The 21614-nt window shown below is 57.1% G+C and carries 21 protein-coding genes; 8 read left to right on the top strand and 13 right to left on the bottom strand.

What is annotated here, in order from left to right; genetic code table 11:
- Window positions 1–22: 22 nt before the first annotated feature.
- Window positions 23–1093, top strand: coding sequence for an alpha/beta hydrolase family protein (locus tag Pan97_RS09455; protein ID WP_144971926.1), 1071 nt, complete (start codon window positions 23–25; stop codon window positions 1091–1093).
- Between the two features lie 84 nt (window positions 1094–1177).
- Window positions 1178–2368, top strand: a complete 1191-nt coding sequence (locus Pan97_RS09450; RefSeq protein WP_165698677.1) for a M14-type cytosolic carboxypeptidase — start codon at window positions 1178–1180, stop codon at window positions 2366–2368.
- 11 nt (window positions 2369–2379) lie between these two features.
- Here the strand turns inward: Pan97_RS09450 and glsA are convergent, their stop codons facing one another.
- The 5 genes from glsA to Pan97_RS09425 all read right to left on the bottom strand — a co-directional run bounded on the left by glsA (window position 2380) and on the right by Pan97_RS09425 (window position 5643).
- Window positions 2380–3420 (bottom strand): glutaminase A, encoded by a 1041-nt coding sequence (glsA, locus tag Pan97_RS09445; RefSeq protein ID WP_144971922.1) that lies wholly within the window; start codon window positions 3418–3420, stop codon window positions 2380–2382.
- 18 nt (window positions 3421–3438) lie between these two features.
- Window positions 3439–4209 carry a MinD/ParA family ATP-binding protein gene (locus Pan97_RS09440; RefSeq protein WP_144971921.1) on the bottom strand — a complete coding sequence of 257 codons (771 nt, stop codon included), beginning with the start codon at window positions 4207–4209 and terminating at the stop codon, window positions 3439–3441.
- A 71-nt stretch (window positions 4210–4280) separates the two neighbouring features.
- Window positions 4281–4772 carry an FHA domain-containing protein gene (locus tag Pan97_RS09435; protein ID WP_144971919.1) on the bottom strand — a complete coding sequence of 164 codons (492 nt, stop codon included), beginning with the start codon at window positions 4770–4772 and terminating at the stop codon, window positions 4281–4283.
- A 251-nt stretch (window positions 4773–5023) separates the two neighbouring features.
- Window positions 5024–5212 carry a hypothetical protein gene (locus tag Pan97_RS09430; RefSeq protein WP_144971917.1) on the bottom strand — a complete coding sequence of 63 codons (189 nt, stop codon included), beginning with the start codon at window positions 5210–5212 and terminating at the stop codon, window positions 5024–5026.
- A 95-nt stretch (window positions 5213–5307) separates the two neighbouring features.
- Complete coding sequence (locus Pan97_RS09425) at window positions 5308–5643, bottom strand: flotillin-like FloA family protein (protein ID WP_144971915.1); 336 nt, start codon at window positions 5641–5643, stop codon at window positions 5308–5310.
- A 152-nt stretch (window positions 5644–5795) separates the two neighbouring features.
- Here Pan97_RS09425 and Pan97_RS09420 point away from each other — a divergent pair, with 152 nt between their 5' ends.
- Window positions 5796–6635 (top strand): alpha/beta hydrolase, encoded by an 840-nt coding sequence (locus Pan97_RS09420; protein ID WP_144971913.1) that lies wholly within the window; start codon window positions 5796–5798, stop codon window positions 6633–6635.
- A 4-nt stretch (window positions 6636–6639) separates the two neighbouring features.
- Here the strand turns inward: Pan97_RS09420 and Pan97_RS09415 are convergent, their stop codons facing one another.
- From Pan97_RS09415 to Pan97_RS09395, 5 genes are all read right to left on the bottom strand, one after another.
- Window positions 6640–7899, bottom strand: coding sequence for a glycoside hydrolase family 71/99-like protein (locus Pan97_RS09415; protein WP_144971911.1), 1260 nt, complete (start codon window positions 7897–7899; stop codon window positions 6640–6642).
- A gap of 43 nt (window positions 7900–7942) precedes the next feature.
- The gene (locus Pan97_RS09410; RefSeq protein ID WP_144971909.1) at window positions 7943–9433 is read right to left on the bottom strand and encodes a di-heme oxidoredictase family protein; all 1491 of its coding nucleotides are present in this window, start codon (window positions 9431–9433) and stop codon (window positions 7943–7945) included.
- Window positions 9434–9599: 166 nt separating this feature from the next.
- A complete protein-coding gene (locus Pan97_RS09405) occupies window positions 9600–11048 on the bottom strand; it encodes a di-heme oxidoredictase family protein (protein ID WP_144971907.1) in 1449 nt (482 codons plus the stop codon).
- A 105-nt stretch (window positions 11049–11153) separates the two neighbouring features.
- On the bottom strand, window positions 11154–11603 hold the full coding sequence (locus tag Pan97_RS09400; protein WP_144971905.1) for a hypothetical protein: 450 nt from the start codon (window positions 11601–11603) through the stop codon (window positions 11154–11156).
- A 51-nt stretch (window positions 11604–11654) separates the two neighbouring features.
- Complete coding sequence (locus tag Pan97_RS09395) at window positions 11655–12545, bottom strand: DUF1559 domain-containing protein (RefSeq protein WP_144978266.1); 891 nt, start codon at window positions 12543–12545, stop codon at window positions 11655–11657.
- A 250-nt stretch (window positions 12546–12795) separates the two neighbouring features.
- Between Pan97_RS09395 and Pan97_RS09390 the strand changes: the two genes are divergently transcribed.
- Together Pan97_RS09390 and Pan97_RS09385 are read left to right on the top strand one after the other, a co-directional pair.
- A complete protein-coding gene (locus Pan97_RS09390; RefSeq protein ID WP_144971903.1) occupies window positions 12796–13191 on the top strand; it encodes a methionine-R-sulfoxide reductase in 396 nt (131 codons plus the stop codon).
- Window positions 13192–13302: 111 nt separating this feature from the next.
- Complete coding sequence (locus Pan97_RS09385) at window positions 13303–14199, top strand: LysR family transcriptional regulator (RefSeq protein WP_144971901.1); 897 nt, start codon at window positions 13303–13305, stop codon at window positions 14197–14199.
- An 89-nt stretch (window positions 14200–14288) separates the two neighbouring features.
- Here Pan97_RS09385 and Pan97_RS09380 read toward each other — a convergent pair whose 3' ends face one another.
- Window positions 14289–15320, bottom strand: a complete 1032-nt coding sequence (locus tag Pan97_RS09380) for a PDZ domain-containing protein (protein WP_165698676.1) — start codon at window positions 15318–15320, stop codon at window positions 14289–14291.
- A gap of 237 nt (window positions 15321–15557) precedes the next feature.
- Between Pan97_RS09380 and Pan97_RS09375 the strand changes: the two genes are divergently transcribed.
- Both Pan97_RS09375 and Pan97_RS09370 read left to right on the top strand, forming a co-directional pair.
- On the top strand, window positions 15558–16502 hold the full coding sequence (locus Pan97_RS09375) for a GNAT family N-acetyltransferase (RefSeq protein WP_165698675.1): 945 nt from the start codon (window positions 15558–15560) through the stop codon (window positions 16500–16502).
- 445 nt (window positions 16503–16947) lie between these two features.
- A complete protein-coding gene (locus Pan97_RS09370) occupies window positions 16948–18357 on the top strand; it encodes a DnaA/Hda family protein (protein WP_144971896.1) in 1410 nt (469 codons plus the stop codon).
- 56 nt (window positions 18358–18413) lie between these two features.
- Here the strand turns inward: Pan97_RS09370 and Pan97_RS09365 are convergent, their stop codons facing one another.
- Window positions 18414–19154: a DUF6690 family protein gene (locus Pan97_RS09365; RefSeq protein ID WP_144971893.1), complete on the bottom strand. Its 741-nt coding sequence runs from the start codon at window positions 19152–19154 to the stop codon at window positions 18414–18416.
- A 125-nt stretch (window positions 19155–19279) separates the two neighbouring features.
- Between Pan97_RS09365 and Pan97_RS09360 the strand changes: the two genes are divergently transcribed.
- Window positions 19280–20473 carry a class I SAM-dependent methyltransferase gene (locus Pan97_RS09360; RefSeq protein WP_144971891.1) on the top strand — a complete coding sequence of 398 codons (1194 nt, stop codon included), beginning with the start codon at window positions 19280–19282 and terminating at the stop codon, window positions 20471–20473.
- Window positions 20474–20485: 12 nt separating this feature from the next.
- Here the strand turns inward: Pan97_RS09360 and Pan97_RS09355 are convergent, their stop codons facing one another.
- On the bottom strand, window positions 20486–21598 hold the full coding sequence (locus Pan97_RS09355; RefSeq protein ID WP_144971889.1) for a hypothetical protein: 1113 nt from the start codon (window positions 21596–21598) through the stop codon (window positions 20486–20488).
- Between the last annotated feature and the right edge of the window lie 16 nt (window positions 21599–21614).

The raw sequence follows: 21614 nt of genomic DNA, 5'->3' as shown, positions 1-21614 counted from the left end.
TCCCTCTGCCAGAGAGCCTGCCATGATTCGCTGCTTCGTTTCGCTACTGCTTTGTGCGCTGGCCCTATCACCGCTTACCGCGCAAGACGTCCCCTGGCTGGCCGACGTGAATACGCCGCCTGAGCAGTATCTGGAAAACGAGCAGATAGGGCTTCCGGAAGCCTCTGTCACTCAAGCATGGCCGTCGCAGCGCGCCAAAATCCGCGATCAGTGGAAGACGTTCCTCGGTGCGTACTCGTTCCCTGATCTGCCCTTGAAGATGGAAACACTCAGGGAAGAACGCCTGGATCATTGCACTCGAAGACTGATTCACTATCAAGCCGAACCAGGCCGCATAGTGCGAGCCTATCTGTTGATTCCCCACGACCACGCGAATTCCAAACTTCCGGCAGTCGTTGCCTTTCATGGGACGAACCCGCGGACGTTCGACAAGCTCGTCGGTCTCGACGCCGAGCCCGAGCGGCACATGGGCCTGCGGCTGGCCAAAGCAGGTTTCGTGGTAATCTGCCCGGAGAACTTCCTCTGGGAAAAGGATTCGTACAAGGCCTCGACCGAAGCGGCCTTGAAGAACCATCCCGGCAGCAAGGGAATGGCCGTGATGCTGGCCGATGGCATGCGGGCGGTCGACTTGCTGCTTACGCTTGACCAGGTCGATCCGAAACGCATCGGCACCTACGGACACTCGCTCGGAGCGAAAGAGGCGATGTACCTGGCCGCGATGGACGATCGCATTTGTGCGGCGGTTGCCAGTGAAGGGGGCGTCGAAATTAGCTTCAGCAACTGGGACGCCGTGTGGTACCTGGGAAGTGACGTCAAGCAAGAAGGCTTCTCGCGCAAGCACGAAGAGTTAATCGCGTTGATCGCTGGCCGTCCGTTTTTAGTCCTCGGTGGTGAAAGCGGCCGAGGCTGTGCTGACGGCCAGCGCAGTTGGAAAGCGCTGCATACTGGACACCAGGTGTGGCAAGCCCACTTCGATAAGCCGGTACGCATGGGGCTGTTGAATCATGGCCAAGGTCACTCTTTGCCATGGGAGGCCGGCGAGAAAGTCATCCAGTGGATGGTGGCTTACGTGGCGAGCCAGCCGGTCAAGTAAGCCGCTTTTCGTTGTATGCCGGTCGCGACGCGTGCTACGATAGGCCTGCTCACTCTTCCCCCCATCCCTGTGAAAGTCCCCCTCATGCGCTGCCTCGCGATTCTTTTGCTGCTAACACTTGGCCCCGCCCATAAGCTTCTAGCTGGGGAACTTGCCGTTGAAAGCGACTTCTCCGGAGGCTCGGCAAAGGTTCTCGAGATCGATCAAGCGAAACGCGTCATTCGCATTGAGCCAGAAGCGAATCCGCAACGGGGCTGGGAGTGCTGGTGGTACTTTCAAGTCAACGGCATCGAGCCTGGCGAAACGATCACGCTGGACGTGGGCAACGCTCCCTGGGCGACACCCGATCAAGCGGCGATCAGCACCGACAACGTGACCTGGAAACAAACGTCGCCCGGAAAACGCGACGGGAAGCGAATTGTTTACCGACATGAAGTCGACGGTGCGAGTTGCTGGTTCGCGTGGGGACCGCCATTTCGCGTGGAAGATGCCCAAGGTCTAGTCGACGAGACGGCCAAGAGCAGCCCGCATGCGACGGCTTTCGAGCTTTGCCAAACGCGCGCCGGCCGCTCGGTTCCGGCGCTGCGAGTCCAAGAAGAGGGAGTGCCTGACGAGCAGCGCAAGGGAATCTGGATTCAGGCGCGGCAACATGCCTGGGAGTCCGGGTCGAGCTGGGTTTGCCGAGGCTTCGTGCAGTGGCTACTCGGTGATGATCCGCGTGCGAAGGCATTGCGTCAGAAGGCGCGCATCACGATCGTGCCGGTGATGGATATCGACAACGTCGCGATCGGAGCAGGGGGGAAGAACCAGACTCCGCAAGATCACAACCGAGATTGGAGCGACCAGCCGCACTGGAACAGCGTGAAGGTCGCTCAGCAGCAGATTCAGCAGCAAGACAAAGCCGGGCAGTTCGACCTGTTTGTCGACCTGCACAATCCGGGTGCCAACGACAAGAATCCGTACTTCTACACGACGACCGCCGACTATCTTTCGGAAGAGGGAAAACGCAACCTCGAGCACTTCCTGGCGACGGCACGCTTGGAGATGATCGGCCCCTTGGCATTTAAAGGGGAAACACGCGAGTCGGGGCCCAACTACGACAAGAACTGGACCAAGATCAGTAAGAACTGGGTGACCAAAAACACGGCTGAAGGCGTGGTCGCCGTCACGTTGGAAACGTCTTGGAACACTCCCAACAGCAACCAAGAGGGCTACATGATCGTCGGTCGCCAGCTGGGCATGGCCATCGAGCGCTACTTTCGCAACATGCCGTAAGGGCCGACGGCCTACTTCGGTGGCGAGAACTGACTGACGAGCGATTGCTTCTTGTCGTCGGCTTCGAACACGTGCAGCCCAAATCGCTGGGCGAGTTCTTCAAAGACCTTAATCCCACGCACGCTATTCCCTTTGACGTCGAGCTTGGGCGAGAACGTCCCGATGCCTCCCTGGCCGGGAATCACCGCCACGATGCCGCCGCCGACGCCGCTTTTCGCCGGGATGCCGATCCGGTAAGCCCATTCGCCGGCATAGTCGTACATGCCGCAGGTATGCATCACGCTAAGCAGGTCTTTGACGTACTCGGCGTCGATGGCCCGCACGCCGGTGACCGGGTTCACGCCGCCGTTGGCCAAGGTGGCTCCCATCACGGCCAGATCATGACAGGTCACCAGCAAGCTGCACTGCTTGAAGTAGAGTTCCAGCGTTTCATCGAGTTGATCACTGACCATATCGAAGTTGAGCATCAAGTGCCCGATCGCTCGATTACGGTGGCCGGTCATGCGTTCGGAAGTGAAGACCGAATTGTCGACGTAGACAGTGCGTCCACAGTAGCGGCCGAACATTTCGATCATCCGCGTGACCCGCTCGGGATAATCTTTGCCATGGACCAGGTCGGCGGCGGCAATCGCCCCGGCGTTGATCATGGGGTTGAACGGGCGATTGGCGACTTGATCGAGCGTGATGGAATTGAACGCTTCGCCGATGGGTTGCACGCCAATCTTGGAAAGGACATGCTCGCGGCCGTGATCTTCCAGTGCCAAACCAAACGTGAACGGCTTCGAGGCGGACTGGATCGTAAACTGTTGATCGCTGTCGCCGACGTCGATGGACTGGCCTTGCACCGACACGGCGGAAATCCCAAACCACGCAGGGTTGGCCTTGGCGAGTTCCGGGATGTAGCTGGCAACCACGCCGTCATCGAGCGACGCATACTTGGCATGGATCTCGCGCAAGACTTCACGCAGCGGAGATGCGGCTGACTTCATCCGCGTGAGCAAAGCATCCAGATGCGACGGGGAATCACCGGTACCGTTTGGAGAGGAGCTCATGCAGTTTTCCTCACGTCACTACTTGGTCAGCGAGTTGGCTACCAGCCGTAACTCGCGTGTGAAGGGATGCTCGGGATAACGATTGACGAACAATCCGTTACTGGCCATGCGAACCAACTCGAAATTCAGCGGCAACAGGGCCAGTACATCCGTACTATAAATCGATTCGACCTTGGTCTTGAGTTGCGCTCGATCCATCCCAGGCGGAATCTTATTGACGATCAAGGATACCGCGTTCACATCGAGTCGGCGGGCCAGTTCCAACGTGACCAAGCTTCCCTGGAAGTCTTGTTGATCGGGACGTAGCACCAGCAAGAGATGATCGGAGATCACAATGGAAAGCAGCGTCTCTTCGTTCACGCCGGGGTGGGTGTCGATCAGCAGGAAGTCGAGATCCAACTTCTGGATCAGGCGTTTGAAACCATCGTTGAGCAGGCCAACGTCGTAACCTTCCTTCAGAACGCGACCAATCTCGTTAGTCTTGATGCTTGCCGGCACAAGGAACACGCGAGGACGGTCGTCCCCATCGGCGACATTGCCGATCGCCGCGTCGGTCACGTCGTAGGCGGCCTCTTCGATCGCGCAGTCTCCCCACAAAAAGTCATTCAAGCAGCGGGTAACGCGATCTTCATTCAGGTGAAAGACGACATGGATGCCGGGAGACTGAATATCGGTATCCACAATTCCCACGCGATACCCGGCCCGAGCGATGGTCACCCCAAGATTGGCGGTAACGTTTGACTTTCCCGTGCCCCCGCGAAAGGAGTGAATAGAAACGATTTTCGACACGCTGAAACTTCCTGGAGAGTAGGACTTGATGCGACAACACGGAAGCGAATCGGAAGGCGGCTAAGCGGAGACTACTTGTCCTTCATCTTGCGGGCACGTTCCTGTAGCTCTCGAAACACCTCGGTGTCGGCAATATTTTTGACGTCTTCTTCCAACTGGCCTTCATCGACCATCAAAAAGTCGAGCGCGATCGGGTCGATCTCGTTCAACGTCTGCAGGCTGGAAACCGATTCACTGGTCGTTGAAAACTGAAACGATGGCCCGTTGGGTCCCAGTTGGAAGACCGCATGGTCGTGGAGTATCTCGTCACTGACCATCGCACCATCGAGGACCGTTCCATTGCGCCCCAGCGATACGACCGACCAATGCCCATCGCGCAGGACGAGTTCCACGTGAACTCGCGAAACTTGCGGGTCGGCCAAGCTGATGTCGTTTTCGGCCGCTCGCCCGATAGTCACGCGACTGCAATCGTTGAAGTTCCATGTTTGAATCGCATGTCCCCGTGAGGAGTCGAGCAGTTTCAACGTGAATGGAATAACTACCTCGTTGGTTTTGTTTCCCATGAACCGCCTCGTTCGAAAGGATCACCTAGGTTAAATCTTCATGCATGCAAGTTATGTACCTCTCTAACCACTGGCGCTCTTCTCTTTTCACAACTTTCATAAAAGAAAGGGGTTACGATTTTGCAAGAGAATGTGCGCTCGCGCGGTAGTGCCCAATAAGAAGGCATCCATTCGCCGAGAGGATTGAGAATCCAAAAGATTACCTTCGCCCCGATAGCGCGGGGCGAAGGTCGAAGTGGGTGGCTGGCGGCTTACTTGGAAAGCTTCTTCTTGGCGGTAGTGATCCCTTTGCTGACGGTATCGAACGCTTCCGCCGCGTCCATCTTGGCCAACAGAAGAAAGGCCTCGCTCAGCACGCGCTTGGTTTCAGCAACGCTGATTTCGGTTTTGGCGGTGTCGACGCTGCGAGAAACTTCGTTGTAGAAATCGGTTAACTTCATGATGCTTTCCTATTTGCCCAGGTGGTAAGGTGACAGAGATGTGCCGTAATGTAACGCAATTCGCGTGGCAAGTCATGCTCTGTCCAAGGGGACTTCTAGCCAGGCGTACCTGAACCGAGGTTTTGCTCGACGATCTGCATCAGGTCCTGGCTTTCCACGATGACATTCTTGCGGGCAATGTACTGCGATTCGACTTCGCTCAGAGAAACCTTCTGCCCACGCTGCACCAGCATGACGTAGGCCTCGGTAACCAACCTCACATTCGAGCCGCGCATTCGCATCCCCAGTATCTGAAAAACGGAAGCCTTCCCGCCCGACAACATGACCTGGAGCCAGGGACGGAAGATACTGAAGAAGGTCGATAGCATGTAGAGGATGAATGCCAGAAGGAGACCGGCCACGAGGCCATAGATAAAGCTTTTTGCGTCCATAGACCCATCCAGACGAGAAGAGCTGATACATTCCGTTGATCATACCGCACAATCACAGGCGAGAAAATCAAGCGCGAAAACTCGCAAGTCGCTGGGCGATCGACTACCATACGCTCAGTACTCACCCACCTTTCTCTTCCGCGAGTGTCATCATGTTGAATCTTCGCCCTCTCTTGAGCTTCACCTGCCTGCTATTGATCACCACCTCCGCAATCGCTGCCAAACCTGAAGGCAAACCAACCGTTTACAAGACGGTCGGCGACCGCGAACTGAAGCTCTACGTCACCAAGCCAGCTGACTGGAAGAAGACCGATAGCCGGCCGGCGATTGTCTTCTTTCATGGCGGAGGCTGGGTCGGGGGTGCTCCTGGGCAGTTCACCGAGCACAGCAAGCACCTGGCCGAGCAGGGCATGGTATGCGTTCAGGTCGAGTACCGTTTGCTCGACAAAAAGAACAACGACCCGCCGGTGATCTGCACCGAAGACGCGTTGGACGCGATGAAGTGGGTTCGCTCGCACGCGAAGGAGTTAGGCATTGATCCGGATCGCATCGCCACCGGTGGCGGTTCGGCCGGTGGGCATTTGGCCGCTTACCTTGGCACGGTCGACCAAGGAAAGCAAGAGATTTCCACGAAGCCGAACGCGATGGTGCTCTTCAATCCGGTTTACGACAACGGCCCCGAAGGTTGGGGCAAGCAGCGTGTGAAGGACCGCTACAAGGAGTTCTCGCCGGCCCATAACATCAGCGCCGATGATCCGCCGTCGATCGTGTTTCTCGGCTCGGAAGACAAACTGATCCCGGTCTCGACGGCCAAGCGGTTTCAGGAGGAAATGAAAGCTGCCGGGGTCAACAGCGAGCTGCGCGTCTACGAAGGACAAGGGCACGGCTTCTTCAACCACGGCAAGAGCAACAACCGCTGGTACAACGAGACGGTCCAAGAGATGGACAAGTTTCTCACGTCGCTCGGTTGGATTTCTTCCGGCAGCAAGTAACCAGCTAAGGCCGGATGGGTATTCGCTCGCTCAGGGGCGTTTCCCCGCGGATCATCTTCGCTGCTTCGCCGGTCAGCCGCAGATACCAATCGGATGGAAGTCCCTCGTAGGTCGCGCAGTTGGCCTCAAACGGCGGATCGTTGGTCACTTTGAAGATCGCCGTCGCCTCGTCGACTTCATCGAACATTGCCACGTAGGCCATCCCACCGCCCAGTTTCTTCGCGGCCACGAACTGTTCCCAGAAGAACTCTCCGTCGCGGCGGGGGATCGTGTCTCTTTCGGCCCGCGGACCTTTCAAGTTCGTCCAGTTGAAGCCGGGATAGACGACCGGTAGAAACTTGGCGCCAGCTTCTTGGGCGGCAGCAAAATCTTTCTGCCAGACACGCGTGTGGGCGATCTTTTTGCCATCGCGCATCTCGACGTTCCCCACGTTCCAGGGGCTGATCACGTCGAGCTTGCGAAACGCCGCGGCCCAGCGCTGGTCGTTTTCGGTCCGCCAATCTGGCGGGACGCCCCCAATGACGGTCGCGCGGTAGGGGCCCTCTTCGTGGAAGAAGTCGATCAGCTGGTTGGCCACATCAGCCGAGAAGCGATCGGGATAGAGTCCCCAAATGAAGACGACCGGCAGGCCGTTATGGTCCAGGTAACGCTCGTCGCGGGTGACCTTTCGCTCGTCGCAAAGCTGTTTCCAATCGTCGGTCAGCCGGCTCACGATACGATCGGCCGGGTAGCCTGACAGATCGTAGCACACGGCAAACGTTCGTCCCGTATCTTGGGCCGAAGTGCGGACGTGCTCCAGAATCGTATCAAACGAAGGCTGCCGCAGGTTGACTAGAAATCGCTGCACGAACACACCGTCGATCCCGTACTGCTGCATCCACTGGAAGTGCCGCTCGATCGTCTGCTGGTGCACACTGCTATACAGATAGGCTGGCGTCCCGTCGGGGTACTTCATGCCGGGGACGGCGTACTTTTCCGAGGGAGTGAACTCCGACAGGTCAGGCCACATCTGGAAGGTCAGCGACTGGGGTGTGATCGTCGGTCGGCGACTCCAGTGCTGCCAGGCGGAATGGGTTCCATCATCCGGGCAACGGAACCAAGCCTGATAGCCGCACATCACCTTGCCGTCGAGCGTGGTTGCATCGACCGGCGACATCTGCTGGGCGGAAAGAGGGCTCGCACAGAAGCTGATCGCTGCCAGGCATAGAAGGATCAGCCACTTACCTAACAAGCAGGGCAGGCAGGGGGGTGCCCAATTTTGCATACCAGATCCTCAGGAGTATCAGTCAAAGTAGCTCGTGGCGAACCTACTTTCGCGCCGCCACGACTTCAATTGTACCACTAGGGATGCTGGAAATCCTCTCACCGCCGGGCTCGTCCGCTTCATCGCTGGTAATCCGACTGGGGACTTCTTCAGCGGTTTTGGGGGCCTTAAGGGAGTCGAGGAACTTCAGGATCGCGAGTTGCTCCTCTTCGCTAAGCTGAGCGAAGTTGGCCCGCGATGCGAGCGCCTCGCCGCCGTGCCATTCAATGGCTGCCCGTAGCGAAGTTGCCCGGCCGTCGTGCATGTAAGGGGCCGAGTCGGCAACGCCCCACAGCGGCGGCGTGCGGTATTCCTTGTAGTGATTCTGCTCTTCGACCGTGTAGAAAGTCTCGGTGTATCGAATCGGCTCGGAGCCGTAGTAGGAAGGCATCGTCATGCCGGCGGTAACTTCCGTTGCTTTGACCTTCTTGGCGGGAATCGGGTCCTCGAATTCCGATCCCATATCGTGCAATAAAAAGTCGGAGAAGACGCCGCTGAGTTGCCCGACGTCTTTTACATGACACTCGGCACAGCCAATCGCATCGAACAGGACCGCTCCCTGATTGACGTAGCTTCGCTCGTTGGGATCTTCCGGCATGACTTGCTCGGGGCGAGGAAGCGAACGCACAAAGGCCACTAAATGGGAGGTTTGCTCCGGCGTAAGATCGGTACCCTTAAGCTGGTAGTCTGGTTTCAGCGGGTCTTTCGATTGGTTCATCTCTTGAACCTGTAGTCCGACTTCCGCGGCACAGGCACCTTTGATGAAAAGATCGAGATCTTCCAGCTGCCCGCGCCAACCAAATCGTCCCGTAAAGCGCCCGGAGACGCCGTTTTTGCTTTGGATCTGCTGCCGGGCGATGGCTTCGATATCGCCGTCATCGATCATCGTAGCGATCAGATGCGTGCCGAAGAGCTGCGGCGGGTTGCGTTCGGCCAGGGCGTACTGCATATCGTGGTCGTTAATCACAAGGCTTAACGGCAACAACGAAATCTCGGAAATGCCGCGGCGGTTGAGCATGCGACGAATTCGCTTACGCGTTTCGATCGTTTCTTCCAGCGGCGTGGTCACCTTCTGGTGCACCTCGGCGTACTCCGGCGTCGTGCTGTAGCGGTGCAGCAGGATACCGGTGTAATAGCTTCCCTCGGAGTCGACAAACTCCGGATGCATCGTCTTCAGTCGACTGAGAAACGACCTTATGGTCCGCTTGTTGAGTTGTCCCGGCTCGGGCACGATCGCCAGCATCTGGGCGTTGTGATCCTTCGGGCCGCTTCCTCCCACACCGCCCTGGGCGTGACACGCCACGCAACTGGTCGCGTTGTACAAAGGGCCGAGACCGTCACCGTTGGGACTCAACTTGTCACCTGGCACCCACTGATGGACGAACAATTCGCGGCCGCGGGCCACCGTTTCCTCCGGGGTTTCAAATTGGGCGAACGCGGGTGCACTGATCGCGAGAAGTACGATCAGAGTGAGAAGTGACGTGAGTCGGGTCATCTTGATTCCCTTTCCAACGAAGCAAGGTGGCAGCCTGAAGCGGGGGGACACCCCCCTTACTTGTTTATGCAATTGCTACATCGCTGGCAAACATTTTGCTGGATGGCTTTACCAAACCGTTGGTGGGTAAAGCTCGCTGGAATGCATCGATCAATCGCGATGGGAATCACGAAGACGGCACGACATGCGCTACGGTGTCGATCAATTCCGCAGGTGCTTCTTCCGCGTTTTCGGGAGCTTTGAGCGACTCCAGGAATTGGAGCAAGCTGAACTGCTTCTCTTCGCTCATCAGCGAGAATCGTCGAAACGACGAGTAGGCTTCGCCTCCGTGCCATTCGATCGCGGCCCGTAGCGTCGTCGCGCGTCCGTCATGCAGGTATGGGGCCGAGTCCGCAACGCCCCACAGCGGCGGCGTTTTGTACTCGGTATGCTGCTCGGGTCCGACTTCCATCGTTTTGACCAGTTCGGTCGTGATCGCGCGACGCCGCATTCCATGGTAACTGGTAATCACGTCCATCCGTTCGCGTTCGACGAATTTTGCGATCGGCTCGGCAGGGATGGGGTCTTCGAACTGCGTGCCCATGTTATGCAGCAAGAAGTCGGAGTAAACGCCTGATACTCGACCAACGTCTTCGACATGGCACTCGGCGCAGCCAATCCCCGTAAATAGTTGTTTCCCCTCGGCGACCAACTCGCGCTGCTTCGGGTCATTAGGACGAATCTGTCGCGGCGAATCCAACGAACGGACGTAGTGAATCAGATCGCCTACCTGCTCTTGGTTTAAGTCGTTCCCTTTTAACTTGTACTCTTTGCGAAGAGGATCTTTGGTTTGTTCAAATTCGTGAACTTGAAGACCTAACTCCGTCGCACACGCTCCTTTGATGAACAGATCCAGGCTTCGCATCTGCCCGCGCCAACCAAACTTGCCAGCCATCCGACCCGAGACCCCTGTGCGGCTTTTCTCTTGAGCCGCCACGATCTGCTGCAAGTCTCCTTCGGTAATACCGCGATCAATCTCATCGAGACCAAACAACTGCGGCGGATTGCGTTCAGCCAAAGCGTATTGAAGCCCGTCTTGGTAGGTCACTAGCGTAAGAGGCAGAGCATCGACGGGGCGAATGTTCCGCTTGCTGAGCATCCGCCGAATGCGAAGTCGAGAATCGAAATTGGATGGAAGGGGCTCCGTGACTTCGTCATGGATCTCCGCATATTCGGGGGTCGTACTTTGCCGATGCAGCAGCACTCCGAACGAGAATTGATCCTTATCGTCGACAAAATCAGGATGCATATTCTTCAAGTGACCGAGAAAGCCTTTGATCACGTCGTCGGTGAACTTGCCAGACTCGGGCAGGAAAGAGAGAAACTGAGCGTTACGTTTCTTTTCACCACTCCCGCCAACGCCTCCCAGCGAATGACATTCAACGCAGCTCTTGCCGTTGAACATCGGCCCCAAGCCGTCTCCCTTGGGGCTCAGCTTATCGCCTGGCGTCCACTGGTGCAGAAAGAGTTCTCTTCCGCGAGCAACCGGATCATCGACCGTTTCCGTTTGAGCGAAGAGTGATTCGACCGAAAAGACAACAGTCGCGAAAAACAGCAAGGGGATGATTCGACTCACCAGAGTCCTCCTTCGTCAGCTGGCTGGCACGAACGGGGCTTGTAGCCACCTACTGTTTAAGCCAATACTGCCAAAGGAGCAACGAAATTGTCACGACAAACGCGGCTAATTTTTGGTCAATTCGAATTCCACGTGGTTCTTACCCGGCTGGATCTCGCAGGATAGTTGGCTCGTGGAGGGATTGTTGTATCGATCGGGAATAAGCGAAGCCTGGCCCGACCCCATGTACCCTTTGGCCAATTTCGCCTGGCCAACATCCGGCGAGGCCGTGACCGCAGAAACGGATTCGCCCGAGGTCGCATAAACCGCAACGGCAGCTTCCCCGACTGCGACTCCATCATTGGGCTCGAACGTGGTGACTTCGACGATCTTCCCATCCTTGATCTTTCCGGTCGCTGGACGGGCACCACTGACTTCGAAGATGATTGATCCCTCGGACACGGGCTTTCCCTCGAAGGTAACCGTTCCTTCGACGGTCCCCATGGGTGGCCGCCCGGAATCGATACATCCCGGTAAGAGCCCTGCTGCCAGGCAAATCATTAAGGTGCGGACCATATTACACTCACCATCTTCCCGAAAACGCTTTGTCGCCCAATCAATACGTGTCTAATTCGTGGCCAAGACTTCCCCTCCACCGCGTGACGCAAACCCGCGATAGGTTGTGCCATCGATCGTATCGGCGAGGAAACGCACCGAACCGTCCCCCATCTGAAACATGGCTCCACCAGGATGGAAACTGCGAAAGCCGATCGATTCGTCCCAGCGTGGATTCGCCTGATCAGGAATATCTGCCTGCAGCGATTTGTTCATGAAGTTGATGGGATGGGCCGTTGTGGCGAATGTTTGGGTGCCAAAATTCTGAGTGATGCAGAACGCTCCGACGCACTCGCCGACACAAATGGTGTTGCTCAACCCGTCGGTCACGTCGCGGAAATTGGCTGCCCAACCCCAACGACCGATCATGCCGCGAACCTGAGTATTGGTACCACCCACGTTGCCATAAGTTGGGTCTTCACCCACTCCCGTCGAGTTGCGATAGTCGCCAATGCAAGCCGCATAGTCGGACTGAGAAATGATCCATGTAGGTCCGGCGAAGCTCTCTTCTTCAAGCACCTCTTCTCCGAAAGGATCCGAAGGGCATAGAAACGGAGGCTGCACGGCGCGAATGATATCGATGTTGGTTCCCTGCCAGGAGTTAATGCTGAAATCGAGTTGCTCGTAAGCGTTCCCCATTTCCATGAACGCCATCATGCGTGGCTGCCAACCCCAGCGATTGGCGTGATGGCTGCCGTAGGGCAGCCGCAGGAAGGTATCGTGATAGTTGTGCAGCGCAAGCCCAATTTGCTTCATGTTATTGGTGCACTGAATTCGTCGAGCTGCTTCGCGGGCTTGCTGCACCGCAGGCAAGAGCAGGGCAATCAATACGCCGATGATGGCAATCACCACCAACAACTCGACCAGCGTAAAACCGCGATACGCGGGGTACGTACGTGCCATGAAAACACCTTCCAGAGAATAGAGAACATGAAAAGATGGAAGTGTCGCGGGTTTCGGCAAACGTCTGCCCGGTTTGCAAGTCACCCGATTTGCAAACTATAAAGATCTGCGACAACCGATGCAATCTTATTTTTGAAAAGCTGGCTTTATTTCTAACACAACTCAACTCGGTAGCCGGTAAATCGTGAAAGCCTAGAATTAGGTGACTAGAAACCTACGACGACTCTAAGTACATCGACAGGTCGATTCCATGACTGAGTACAACGAACTCAACGACTCCGAACGCCATGTGATTCATCACAAGGGGACCGAGTACCCGCACACTGGCGAATACACCGACCACGAGGAATATGGCACGTTCATTTGCCGTCAGTGCAACATGCCCATTTATCACTCGGAAGACAAATTCCACAGCGGTTGCGGCTGGCCAAGCTTTGACGAGCATCTTCCCGACGCCGTGAAACGTGTCCCCGATGCCGACGGACGCCGAACCGAAATCGTGTGTGCCAACTGCGGAGGGCATCTCGGGCATGTCTTCGAGGGCGAAGGATTCACCTCGAAGGATACCCGCCACTGCGTGAACTCGATATCGATGCGTTTCATTCCTGAAGGTGCCCCCCTGCCGGAGGTGATTCGTCGCAAGTAGATCGACCAGCGATTTGGCCACCGTGGGCATGGCAGCCGAGATGCATGTCTTGCATAATAACTGCCCGCACCATGTATTGTTTGCATTGATCAGACACCGCGGGCCACGCCAATGGAAATCGAGCAACTTCAGCAGTTTCTTAAAGTCGCCGAACTCGGCAACTTCACCCGGGCAGCCGAGTGCCTGGCGATCTCGCAGCCGGCATTGAGCCGCTCGATTGCCCGGCTGGAAGAAGCGTTAGGGCAACCACTGTTCGAGCGACAGTCACGCAAAGTCACGCTGACCGATGCCGGGCAGCTATTACTTCCCAGGGCGCATCGGATCGTGTCTTTGGTCGAGGACACCAAGGCCGAGATTTCCGACGATGGCGAAAGTGGACGCATTCGCCTGGGGGCGATTCCGACGATCGCTCCGTTCTTTTTGCCTGAGATGCTCAGTCCTTTTGCCGAGTCGTTTCCCAAAGCGCATCTGACCGTCCAGGAAGACACGACCGACAATTTGTTGCGTCGGTGCCAGCAAGGGGAGATCGATCTGGCGATCCTCGCGCTGCCGATTTCGGCCAAGCACTTGGAAGTGGAGTCGCTGTTCGACGAAGAACTACTGCTGGTGTTGCCGGTCGATCACCCACTTTGCGCGAAGAAGCAGATCAAGCTGGCCGACGTCGAACCGTACCCTTTTATCCTGCTGGATGAAGCTCACTGCCTGTCGGATAACATCGTTACCTTTTGCCGTCACCGCTCGTTCAACCCGGTTTCCGTCGAACGTACCAGCCAGCTGGCAACGGTCCAGGAACTTGTTTCCTTGCGGCATGGAGTTTCGATGATTCCCGAGATGGCAAAACAGTTGGATACCAGCAAGCGTCGCGTTTATCGATCACTATTCGGCACCAAGCCTACCCGCACGATCGCCATGATCTGGAATCCATACCGCTTCCAATGCAAACTGCTGGATCGTTTTAAAGAGCACGTTCGCCAGTTCGCTCACGAATTTCCGGTCAAGTCGGTTTAAGAATCAGGCTCGTCTTTCGCTTCACGTTGCCAGCGCACGAAAAAAGGGCTTCTAGCGAAACCCTTTTCCCATGTGAGAACAACGAATCGTTACAGATCGCGTGACGATTTGAGGGTGCGGAGTTCTTCGCGCAGCTGACGGACCTCTTGTTCGAGGTCTCGCACGCGGCGACTCAACGAATCGACTTGTTCCTGCGTCGCGATTCCGCCGGGTAATTCGCCGCCACTTTCCATCGCTTCCATCGCCTTTTGCAAAATCCGCAGGGCTGGGCGATCATCGCCGTAAGCGGGAGTGCCGCCAGGACCAGGCTGGGCAGGCAATGTTCGCGGGTCGCCAAAGAAGAGTTCCGTCGACTCCATACGATTACCGTAGTAATAGTTAACCGGAATCATACGATCGGCTGGCGAGTTTCGAACCAACTGAATCAGTCCGACTGCGTCGTCGACGCGCCGGCCATCGTAGGCCACGATCACGGCGCCAACGGGGATGTTCGCTTGATCGGCCACGCTACCACGGCTGACGCTTTCAACGTAGGCTCCGCGGCGAACCGAGATCCCCGTTTGGGCGCGGATCTGATCGGTGAGCGGAACAACGCGAACACCTAGCACGCGCGGCGAATCATCGACCTGCGGAGGTGGAAGTGGATCGGCGGGTCGCGGCATGTTTCCTTCGACATCCAGCGGATCGTACGGACGGGGCGGCCGGGGCGTGGTGGGTCGCACAGGGACCTCGACGTCACGGCTTCCGATCGTCAACGTCAGGCCGACGGTACGTTCGTTGCCGCGAATGACCTGGAGGATCACTTTGTCCCCCGGATTCATCGTTTCCATCCACTTGCCGACCTCTTCAATCGTGGTGAACGATTTATCGTTGAACGCCAGGATGCGGTCCCCCTCCTTCAAACCCGCTTTTTCAGCAGGGCCGCCAGGGTTCACCTTAGTGACGAGCACCCCGCGAGGTTGACCCGGTGGGAGGTCCCCGGCAACCGTGTCGAGCATCGCGCCCAAATAAGGACGCTGCACGATGGTGGTCTCTGGCACCGGTCGTGCGGGACGATCGGGACGATTTTGTTGTACCTGGTTGAGAATGTCTCCGAGTTTATCGAGGGCTCCTTGAGCCATGACTGTTTTCGGAGCGATAAGAAGAATCCCTCCCAAAACGATGGACAGTCCGAGCAAATATCGTGTCCGCATAAGATTCTCCTTCTCTGGGTTCCGCCACAACGCTTTCACGTCTGACCAATTTACCTTGCCGCTCTCATTGTCCCGCATCCACCCAAAGAAGGAAAGCGAAACCTGGGCGATCGTGCGGCAAAATCAATGAAGACACAAGCGGGCCTCGCTGTTACTCTAGGAATTATGAGCCCTACCGCCCCTGATCAGCCTGAAATTGCAGCCGCTTCGCCGGACCACTACGGTGCCGCCTTGTGGATGGCTACCGGAGGCCGCTCGCGGCATGCCCACCGAGGCCGCGTCACGGCGCTGCTGGCAGCAGAAAAGCAGGGCAAAATCAGTTTCGACGGGCTCATGACCGCGACACGTGGCAATCGGGTCGTCTCTTCCATCTGGTGTTTGAGTCAGCCAGGAAAGATAGGCACTGTATGGGGGCCGGGTATTCTCTCCGAAGAACCGGACTCCACCGCCGATTTACTCATTCAACGAGCGATCCAGTTCGGCAAGCAGCGTGAATGCCACCTGCTGCAAAGCCTGGTCGGGCAAGAGAACCGGGCCGCCGGCAACCTGCTCGCCGCTAGCGGCTTTCGATCGATCACGCTTCTTAGCCACCTCGAAGCGCTCACCGAAGATACCCATGCCGAGCCTCCCAGCAGTCACTTGACTTTTCGCCGCTGCGAAGACTTTCGCTCCGAGGCGTTCCGTACGCTGGTCGCCCAAACCTACGAGAACAGCCTGGACTGCCCTGAACTGGATAGCATGCGCGAGGTCGAGGACGTTCTGGACGGCTATCACGCCACCAGTGGTCGCTCGACGTACAACTGGTACACACTTGAGAACGACGGCGAGATGATGGGAGTCGTCATTACCGCCCATCATGCCGAGCCCCAGCAGTTGGAACTGATTTACTTCGGCTTGAAGCCGCGCTACCGGCAGTTGGGACTGGGGAGCGAAATGATTCGCTTCGTTCTGCAACTAGCCCAATTCCTGGGGTGCCGATCCACCATTACGGGGGTCGACCAAAGGAATACCCCAGCCATGGCTCTCTATCGACGCTTCGGTTTTCAACCCGTCGACGTGAAAGAGCTATTCTTGCTCCCTCTGCGATTGCTCAGTGTTGCGGTTGCGTAAGCATCGCTGAAAGCCGTGTTTACCGTCTCTTCCAACGATCTTCACTTTGCGTGACCAACCGTGTCCCCACCCTCGTCGGACTATTGTTTTTCCATAAAGTGTTTATGAGTAAGAGAATAGGATGACGGATCGATGAAGTCTTGAGTCGGAATTGTCAGGTTTCGACAATTTATCCACGGCCGTGTTCAGATCGTGTTAGAAAATGGAAAGCCGCAGCTCGCATCAAATCTCCGGGAAATCGCGGGCATTCGGCAGGTCGGATAAGCCCCCTTTGCTTTTTTTCTTCCAGGGCGCTACCGAGAGGTTTGACAGGGGTGCTAGCTTGCCTACAATCATCCTCCACGCGGTTGATGATGCCGCCTGTTTTTGCCTCTCTCCCGTCTGGGGTTGAAGGACGATTTTCGGATTGGAAATCGGAAATTCAACTCGCTGAAAGAGTCAGCCTGTGGTCACGGAAGACATCGAAATTCTGCCCGCGTTGCGTCTTGCAATGATTGAGAGGGTAGGACAAGATCGCTTCGAACTTTGGTTCGGTACGAACAACACTCAACTTCGTTTGAGCGATGGTTGTTTGTTGATCGAATCAACGAGCCGAGTGAATCTCGACTTCCTTCGCAAGAACTTTCACGAGGCAATTCGCCAGGCCCTCTCCGACGTGCAACTTCCAGGGCATCAAGTTATCTACCGCGAAGGATCGGCTCCTGCCCCCAAAGCTCCATCGCCATCCGCTGCGAAAGCGGAGAAGAAGATGCCAACCGCGGTTTCGAGCACTCAACCGACTCGCGCTCCGTCGAGCAGTTCGACGATGATCCAGCGCCGTCGGTTCGCTTCGCTGAAGGACTTTGTCGTCAGCGATTGCAACTCGATGGCGAAAACCGCCGCCACGATGGTCCTACAGCAGCCGGGGCAGATCTCGCCACTCTACATCCATGGCCCATCCGGCAGCGGGAAGACCCACTTGCTGGAAGGGATTTATGGCCTGGCTCAGCAGAAGAAGGAACTGGGGCGCGTCGTTTATCTCTCAGCCGAGCAGTTCACGACCTATTTCCTGGAAGCGTTGCAATCTTCCGGCGTGGCCAGCTTCCGCCGCAAGTATCGCGACGTCGGCGTGTTGATCATTGACGACGTCCAATTCTTTGCCGGCAAAAGGGCTACCAAGACGGAACTACTGCATACGCTCGATGCGATCACGCGTCGAGGTGGTCAGGTCGTTCTGGCCGGCAACCAACGCCCGACCGAACTGTCGGCCCTGGGAACCGAACTGGTCGCACGTTTCTCCAGTGGTTTGATCTGCAAAGTCGATCCCCTGGACGAAACCTGCAAGACGGCCATGATCCAGCGCCTGGCTGAGAAGCGGGATGTTCAGCTGACCGAGTCGATTGCCCATTGGCTGACCCGTCAGTTGCCCGGCGAAGGGCGGCTTGTATCGGGTGCGATCAACCGCTTGTGGGCCTACTGTGCGGTCAAAGGCAACACGCTTTCCATTCCCGTGCTGGAAAACCTGCTGGCCGACCTCATCCCGCAGCGCAGCAGCATGATGCGGCTGGATGACGTCGAACAAGCCGTCTGCCGCGTGTTCGGCGTCGATACGAAATTGCTTCGTTCGCAGTCCAAGTCACGCCGAGCCAGCAACCCACGTATGCTTGCGATGTGGCTGGCCCGCAAGCACACCGGTGCCGCTTTGTCTGACATCTGTTTGCACTTTCAACGTCGTAGTCACAGCACGGTGATCTCGGCCGAGAAGAAAGTCAACCAGTGGCTGTCCGACGATTCGATCGTGCAGATTGCCGATCGTTCTTTGAAAGCTCAAGAGGCCATCCAACTGGCCGAGGCAGAGCTTCGCTCGAGTCGATAGAGAATCCTGTCCCCACGCCCTTTTATTTTGCAAAGGGCGAGGGGACAGGATTCTCATTATTTAGAGCCCCAGCGACCGGCGTGTTTGTCGCGGTCGACGAGTTTGGCCATTTCGGGGCTCAGCGAGTAATAGCGTGACGGGCGGTTGATCTCTAGATCGACCTTCAACCGCGTGTGGGGTAGGTTCTGATTGATCACGGCAGCCGGTTCGACGCGTAGCACGCTCACGGGCTCGCCGTTCCACTTCACCATGTACAGCGAGCCAGCAACGCTTGGTTCCGACTCGAACTTGTAGTGCTGCGTGAGCATGGCGACCAGGCGGCGTTCGTCACCGGTGGTTCCATGAAAAGTAATCCGCTGCAGAGCTTTATCTTCGTCGAAGTAGTAAGTCAGAGAGCCGGCGATGTCATCGATTCGCGAACCACTGACCAGCGGGACGCGCAGTCCTTCCAGGTGAACGTCGGAAAGGGTCGTGCTCACGCGGGGCCATGTTTCCATGATCCAGCGCGGGTTGGCGTTGAAGTTGATGAAGTGATCGAACTGCTGAAACACGGGAGCGGCAGAGGGTGGGCCCAGAGGCTTCGCCACAGCGGCTGGCGCACTTACCAGGTTTTGACCTTCCGCTTTATCTTCGCCGGCAATCGAGGCCGCAGGAGCACCTTCCCCCGATGGCATAAATTCGCTGGCCTTGTTCCAATAGGAACTGGCCGTCTCGCGCACGGTCGGGTTGTAATAGCTATACGGCACGCCAAAACTGGCGGCTGCGGCAACCCAGAACATAACCGTTCGACGAAACACAATTGACTCCTTCCATTGATGATTCATCCATAGTCATCATCGAGCCCCAGGCACATCTCGCATGAAGTTGATGCCAGCACCTCGCAAGATCCGAGCCGTCGCCACATTTTTCGCAGACCAAAGAAATGTCATCTCCCGACCAATCGGAACCTCTTGCCACGTGCCAGTGGCTTGTCTCGGAAGAAGCCAAGTCGTGGTTTAAATGGCTTCGTGGCGTCGATGCCAACTCGATCGGAACCCTTACCCGGCTGCGTCAGGAACTCCGTAGCGAACAAGCGGCGGCACTTCTCAGTCAGGTCGAACTGCGCAAGCGCGCTGCCCGCAAGTTTGACCACGCCGACCGCATGTTCTTCACCGACATCGGCCTGCAACAGTCGACCGACCAGGAGATTGCCGCCTACAAAGCCAAAAGGTTTCCTGCCGACCAGCCACTGGCCGACTTGTGCTGCGGCATCGGCGGCGATCTGATTGCTCTGTCCCAGCGTGGCCCGACAACAGCGGTGGATGCTTCTGCCGATCATCTTTGCTTTGCCCAAGCGAACGTCTCTGCCCATGGCGCAAAGCTTGCCAATATACGTTGCGGCCTGGCCGAAGAGGTGCCGCTCGAACCATTCGCGGCATGGCACATCGATCCCGATCGACGACACGACGATCGTCGTACGATTCGCCTGGACAGCTTCAGCCCGAGTCTCGACCAGTTGGAAGCGATGCTACGGCGCAACCGCAACGCGGCCTTGAAGCTGGCTCCGGCTAGTCGCCTGCCCAAGGCCTGGGAAGAGCAGGGGCAGTGCGAATGGATCTCCAATCATCGCGAGTGCAAACAGCTGGTCTTGTGGTTAGGCGAGCTTGCCCAGCAGCCTGGCACACGAAGAGCCGCGCGGATCGATCATGCCGGTAACGCTGAGTTTTTCGAGGGGTTTGCCCGATCGTCGGTTTCGTCGACGATTGTGGGTGAGTACCTCTTCGATCCCGATCCGGCGCTGGTCGCCTCGGGCCTGGTCGATACCTTGGCTGAGAGCCTTCACCTGGCACGCCTATCGCCGGAGTCGCATTATCTGACCGGTAACGATTTGCTCGATCACCCGTTACTACAGACGTTCGAGGTGATCAGGCAAGAGAAAGTGGATGCCAAGCGGCTGAAGAAGACGGTCGCAGAGGCGGAGTGGGGAACGCTGGAACTCAAACAAAGAGGCCTCGAGCTGAAACTCGAGACCCTGCGAAAACAACTCAGGCCGCGCGGGAAAGGGGAGGGGACGATCGTCTTCACTCCAACCGTGGAAGGGAATCGAGCGATTCTTTGCCGCCGCGCCGCTGGCTGATGCCTGCGAAGCTTACTCCTTCTCAGGCGAGTCGAGTTTCAGCTCTTCTTCCTCGACCGGCCGAGTGGCGGGATCGGCCAGGGTTGGCACGCCGTCGACGCGAGGTCGTTCCGGCTTCGTGGCCACCTTGGCGGCAGGCTCTTCCGATTCAAACGTCTCTTGCTCGGCGGAGCCCTCGATCAGTTTGTCCCACGACTTCACTTCAGCGACGTCCTGCTTCACGGGATTGGTCGCTGGAGCCGCAGTTGTTGGCGTGTGCTGCATCTTCTTCGGTGCCATCGGCACATTGGCGACCTTGGCAGGAGCCTCTGGAATCAACTCTTCGGTCATGCGGCCGAGGTAGTTCATCACGCTCGTTTCACCCTGGAAGCCGATAATCGTTTCGTCCAGATCGAGTTGCTGTGAAGCGACGCGGCCTGCTTCGATATCGAACTTGATCGTTCCGCGAGTCAGCTTCTGAATCAGTTCGACCTTCAGCATCGGATCGTCGATTGGGGTGAGGATCTGGGTCTCGGTCGAAATGGTAGCGATACCACCGCTCACGCTATTCAAACGGAAGACCTGACGCGTCTTGATATGCTTTTGAGCGCCACTGCGGGTACGTACGGTGATGTCGTCTGGCGAGTACCAGGCTGCACCGACGGCAACCGGTTCGGCAGGCAGGATCGGCAAGATCTGCGATTCGCTGCTGGGCGTGCCACCAAGTTGCTCGCGATCGACCAGGCGGCCCATCGTATCGACGGTGATCTTGGCCAGCGGGATGCCCACGCTCTTGGCGGCTTCGCTATAGATGGCCGGAGGAACTTCGTCCTTCTCGCTGTTGTAGCGCTGTTCGGGACGATCGGTGACCTTTTGCCACATATCGATGTTTTCGACCGAGTGGATGAAAGTCGCGTCGCCGTCGGCGTTTACCTCTTGAATCTTCCAATTCTTGGTCGAGATGCTGCGCGACTGAGCGGTTTGCGTCGAACCTTTGATCTTCGTTTCGACCGTCGACAGATGCACCACCTTCGAGCGAATCACGTCACCCACGGCGAACTTGTACTCGAGTTTAACCTTGGCATCGTCGGCCATTGCCACGGTGGAAGTGGCAAGCACTAGCGCGAGAGTCGCGAGCGTTCTCATGATTTTGCATCCTTGC

This window comes from Bremerella volcania (assembly GCF_007748115.1).
Taxonomy (GTDB): Bacteria; Planctomycetota; Planctomycetia; order Pirellulales; family Pirellulaceae; genus Bremerella; species Bremerella volcania.
Note: the sequence above shows the minus strand (reverse complement) of the source record. Positions and strands in the feature narration are given on the sequence as shown.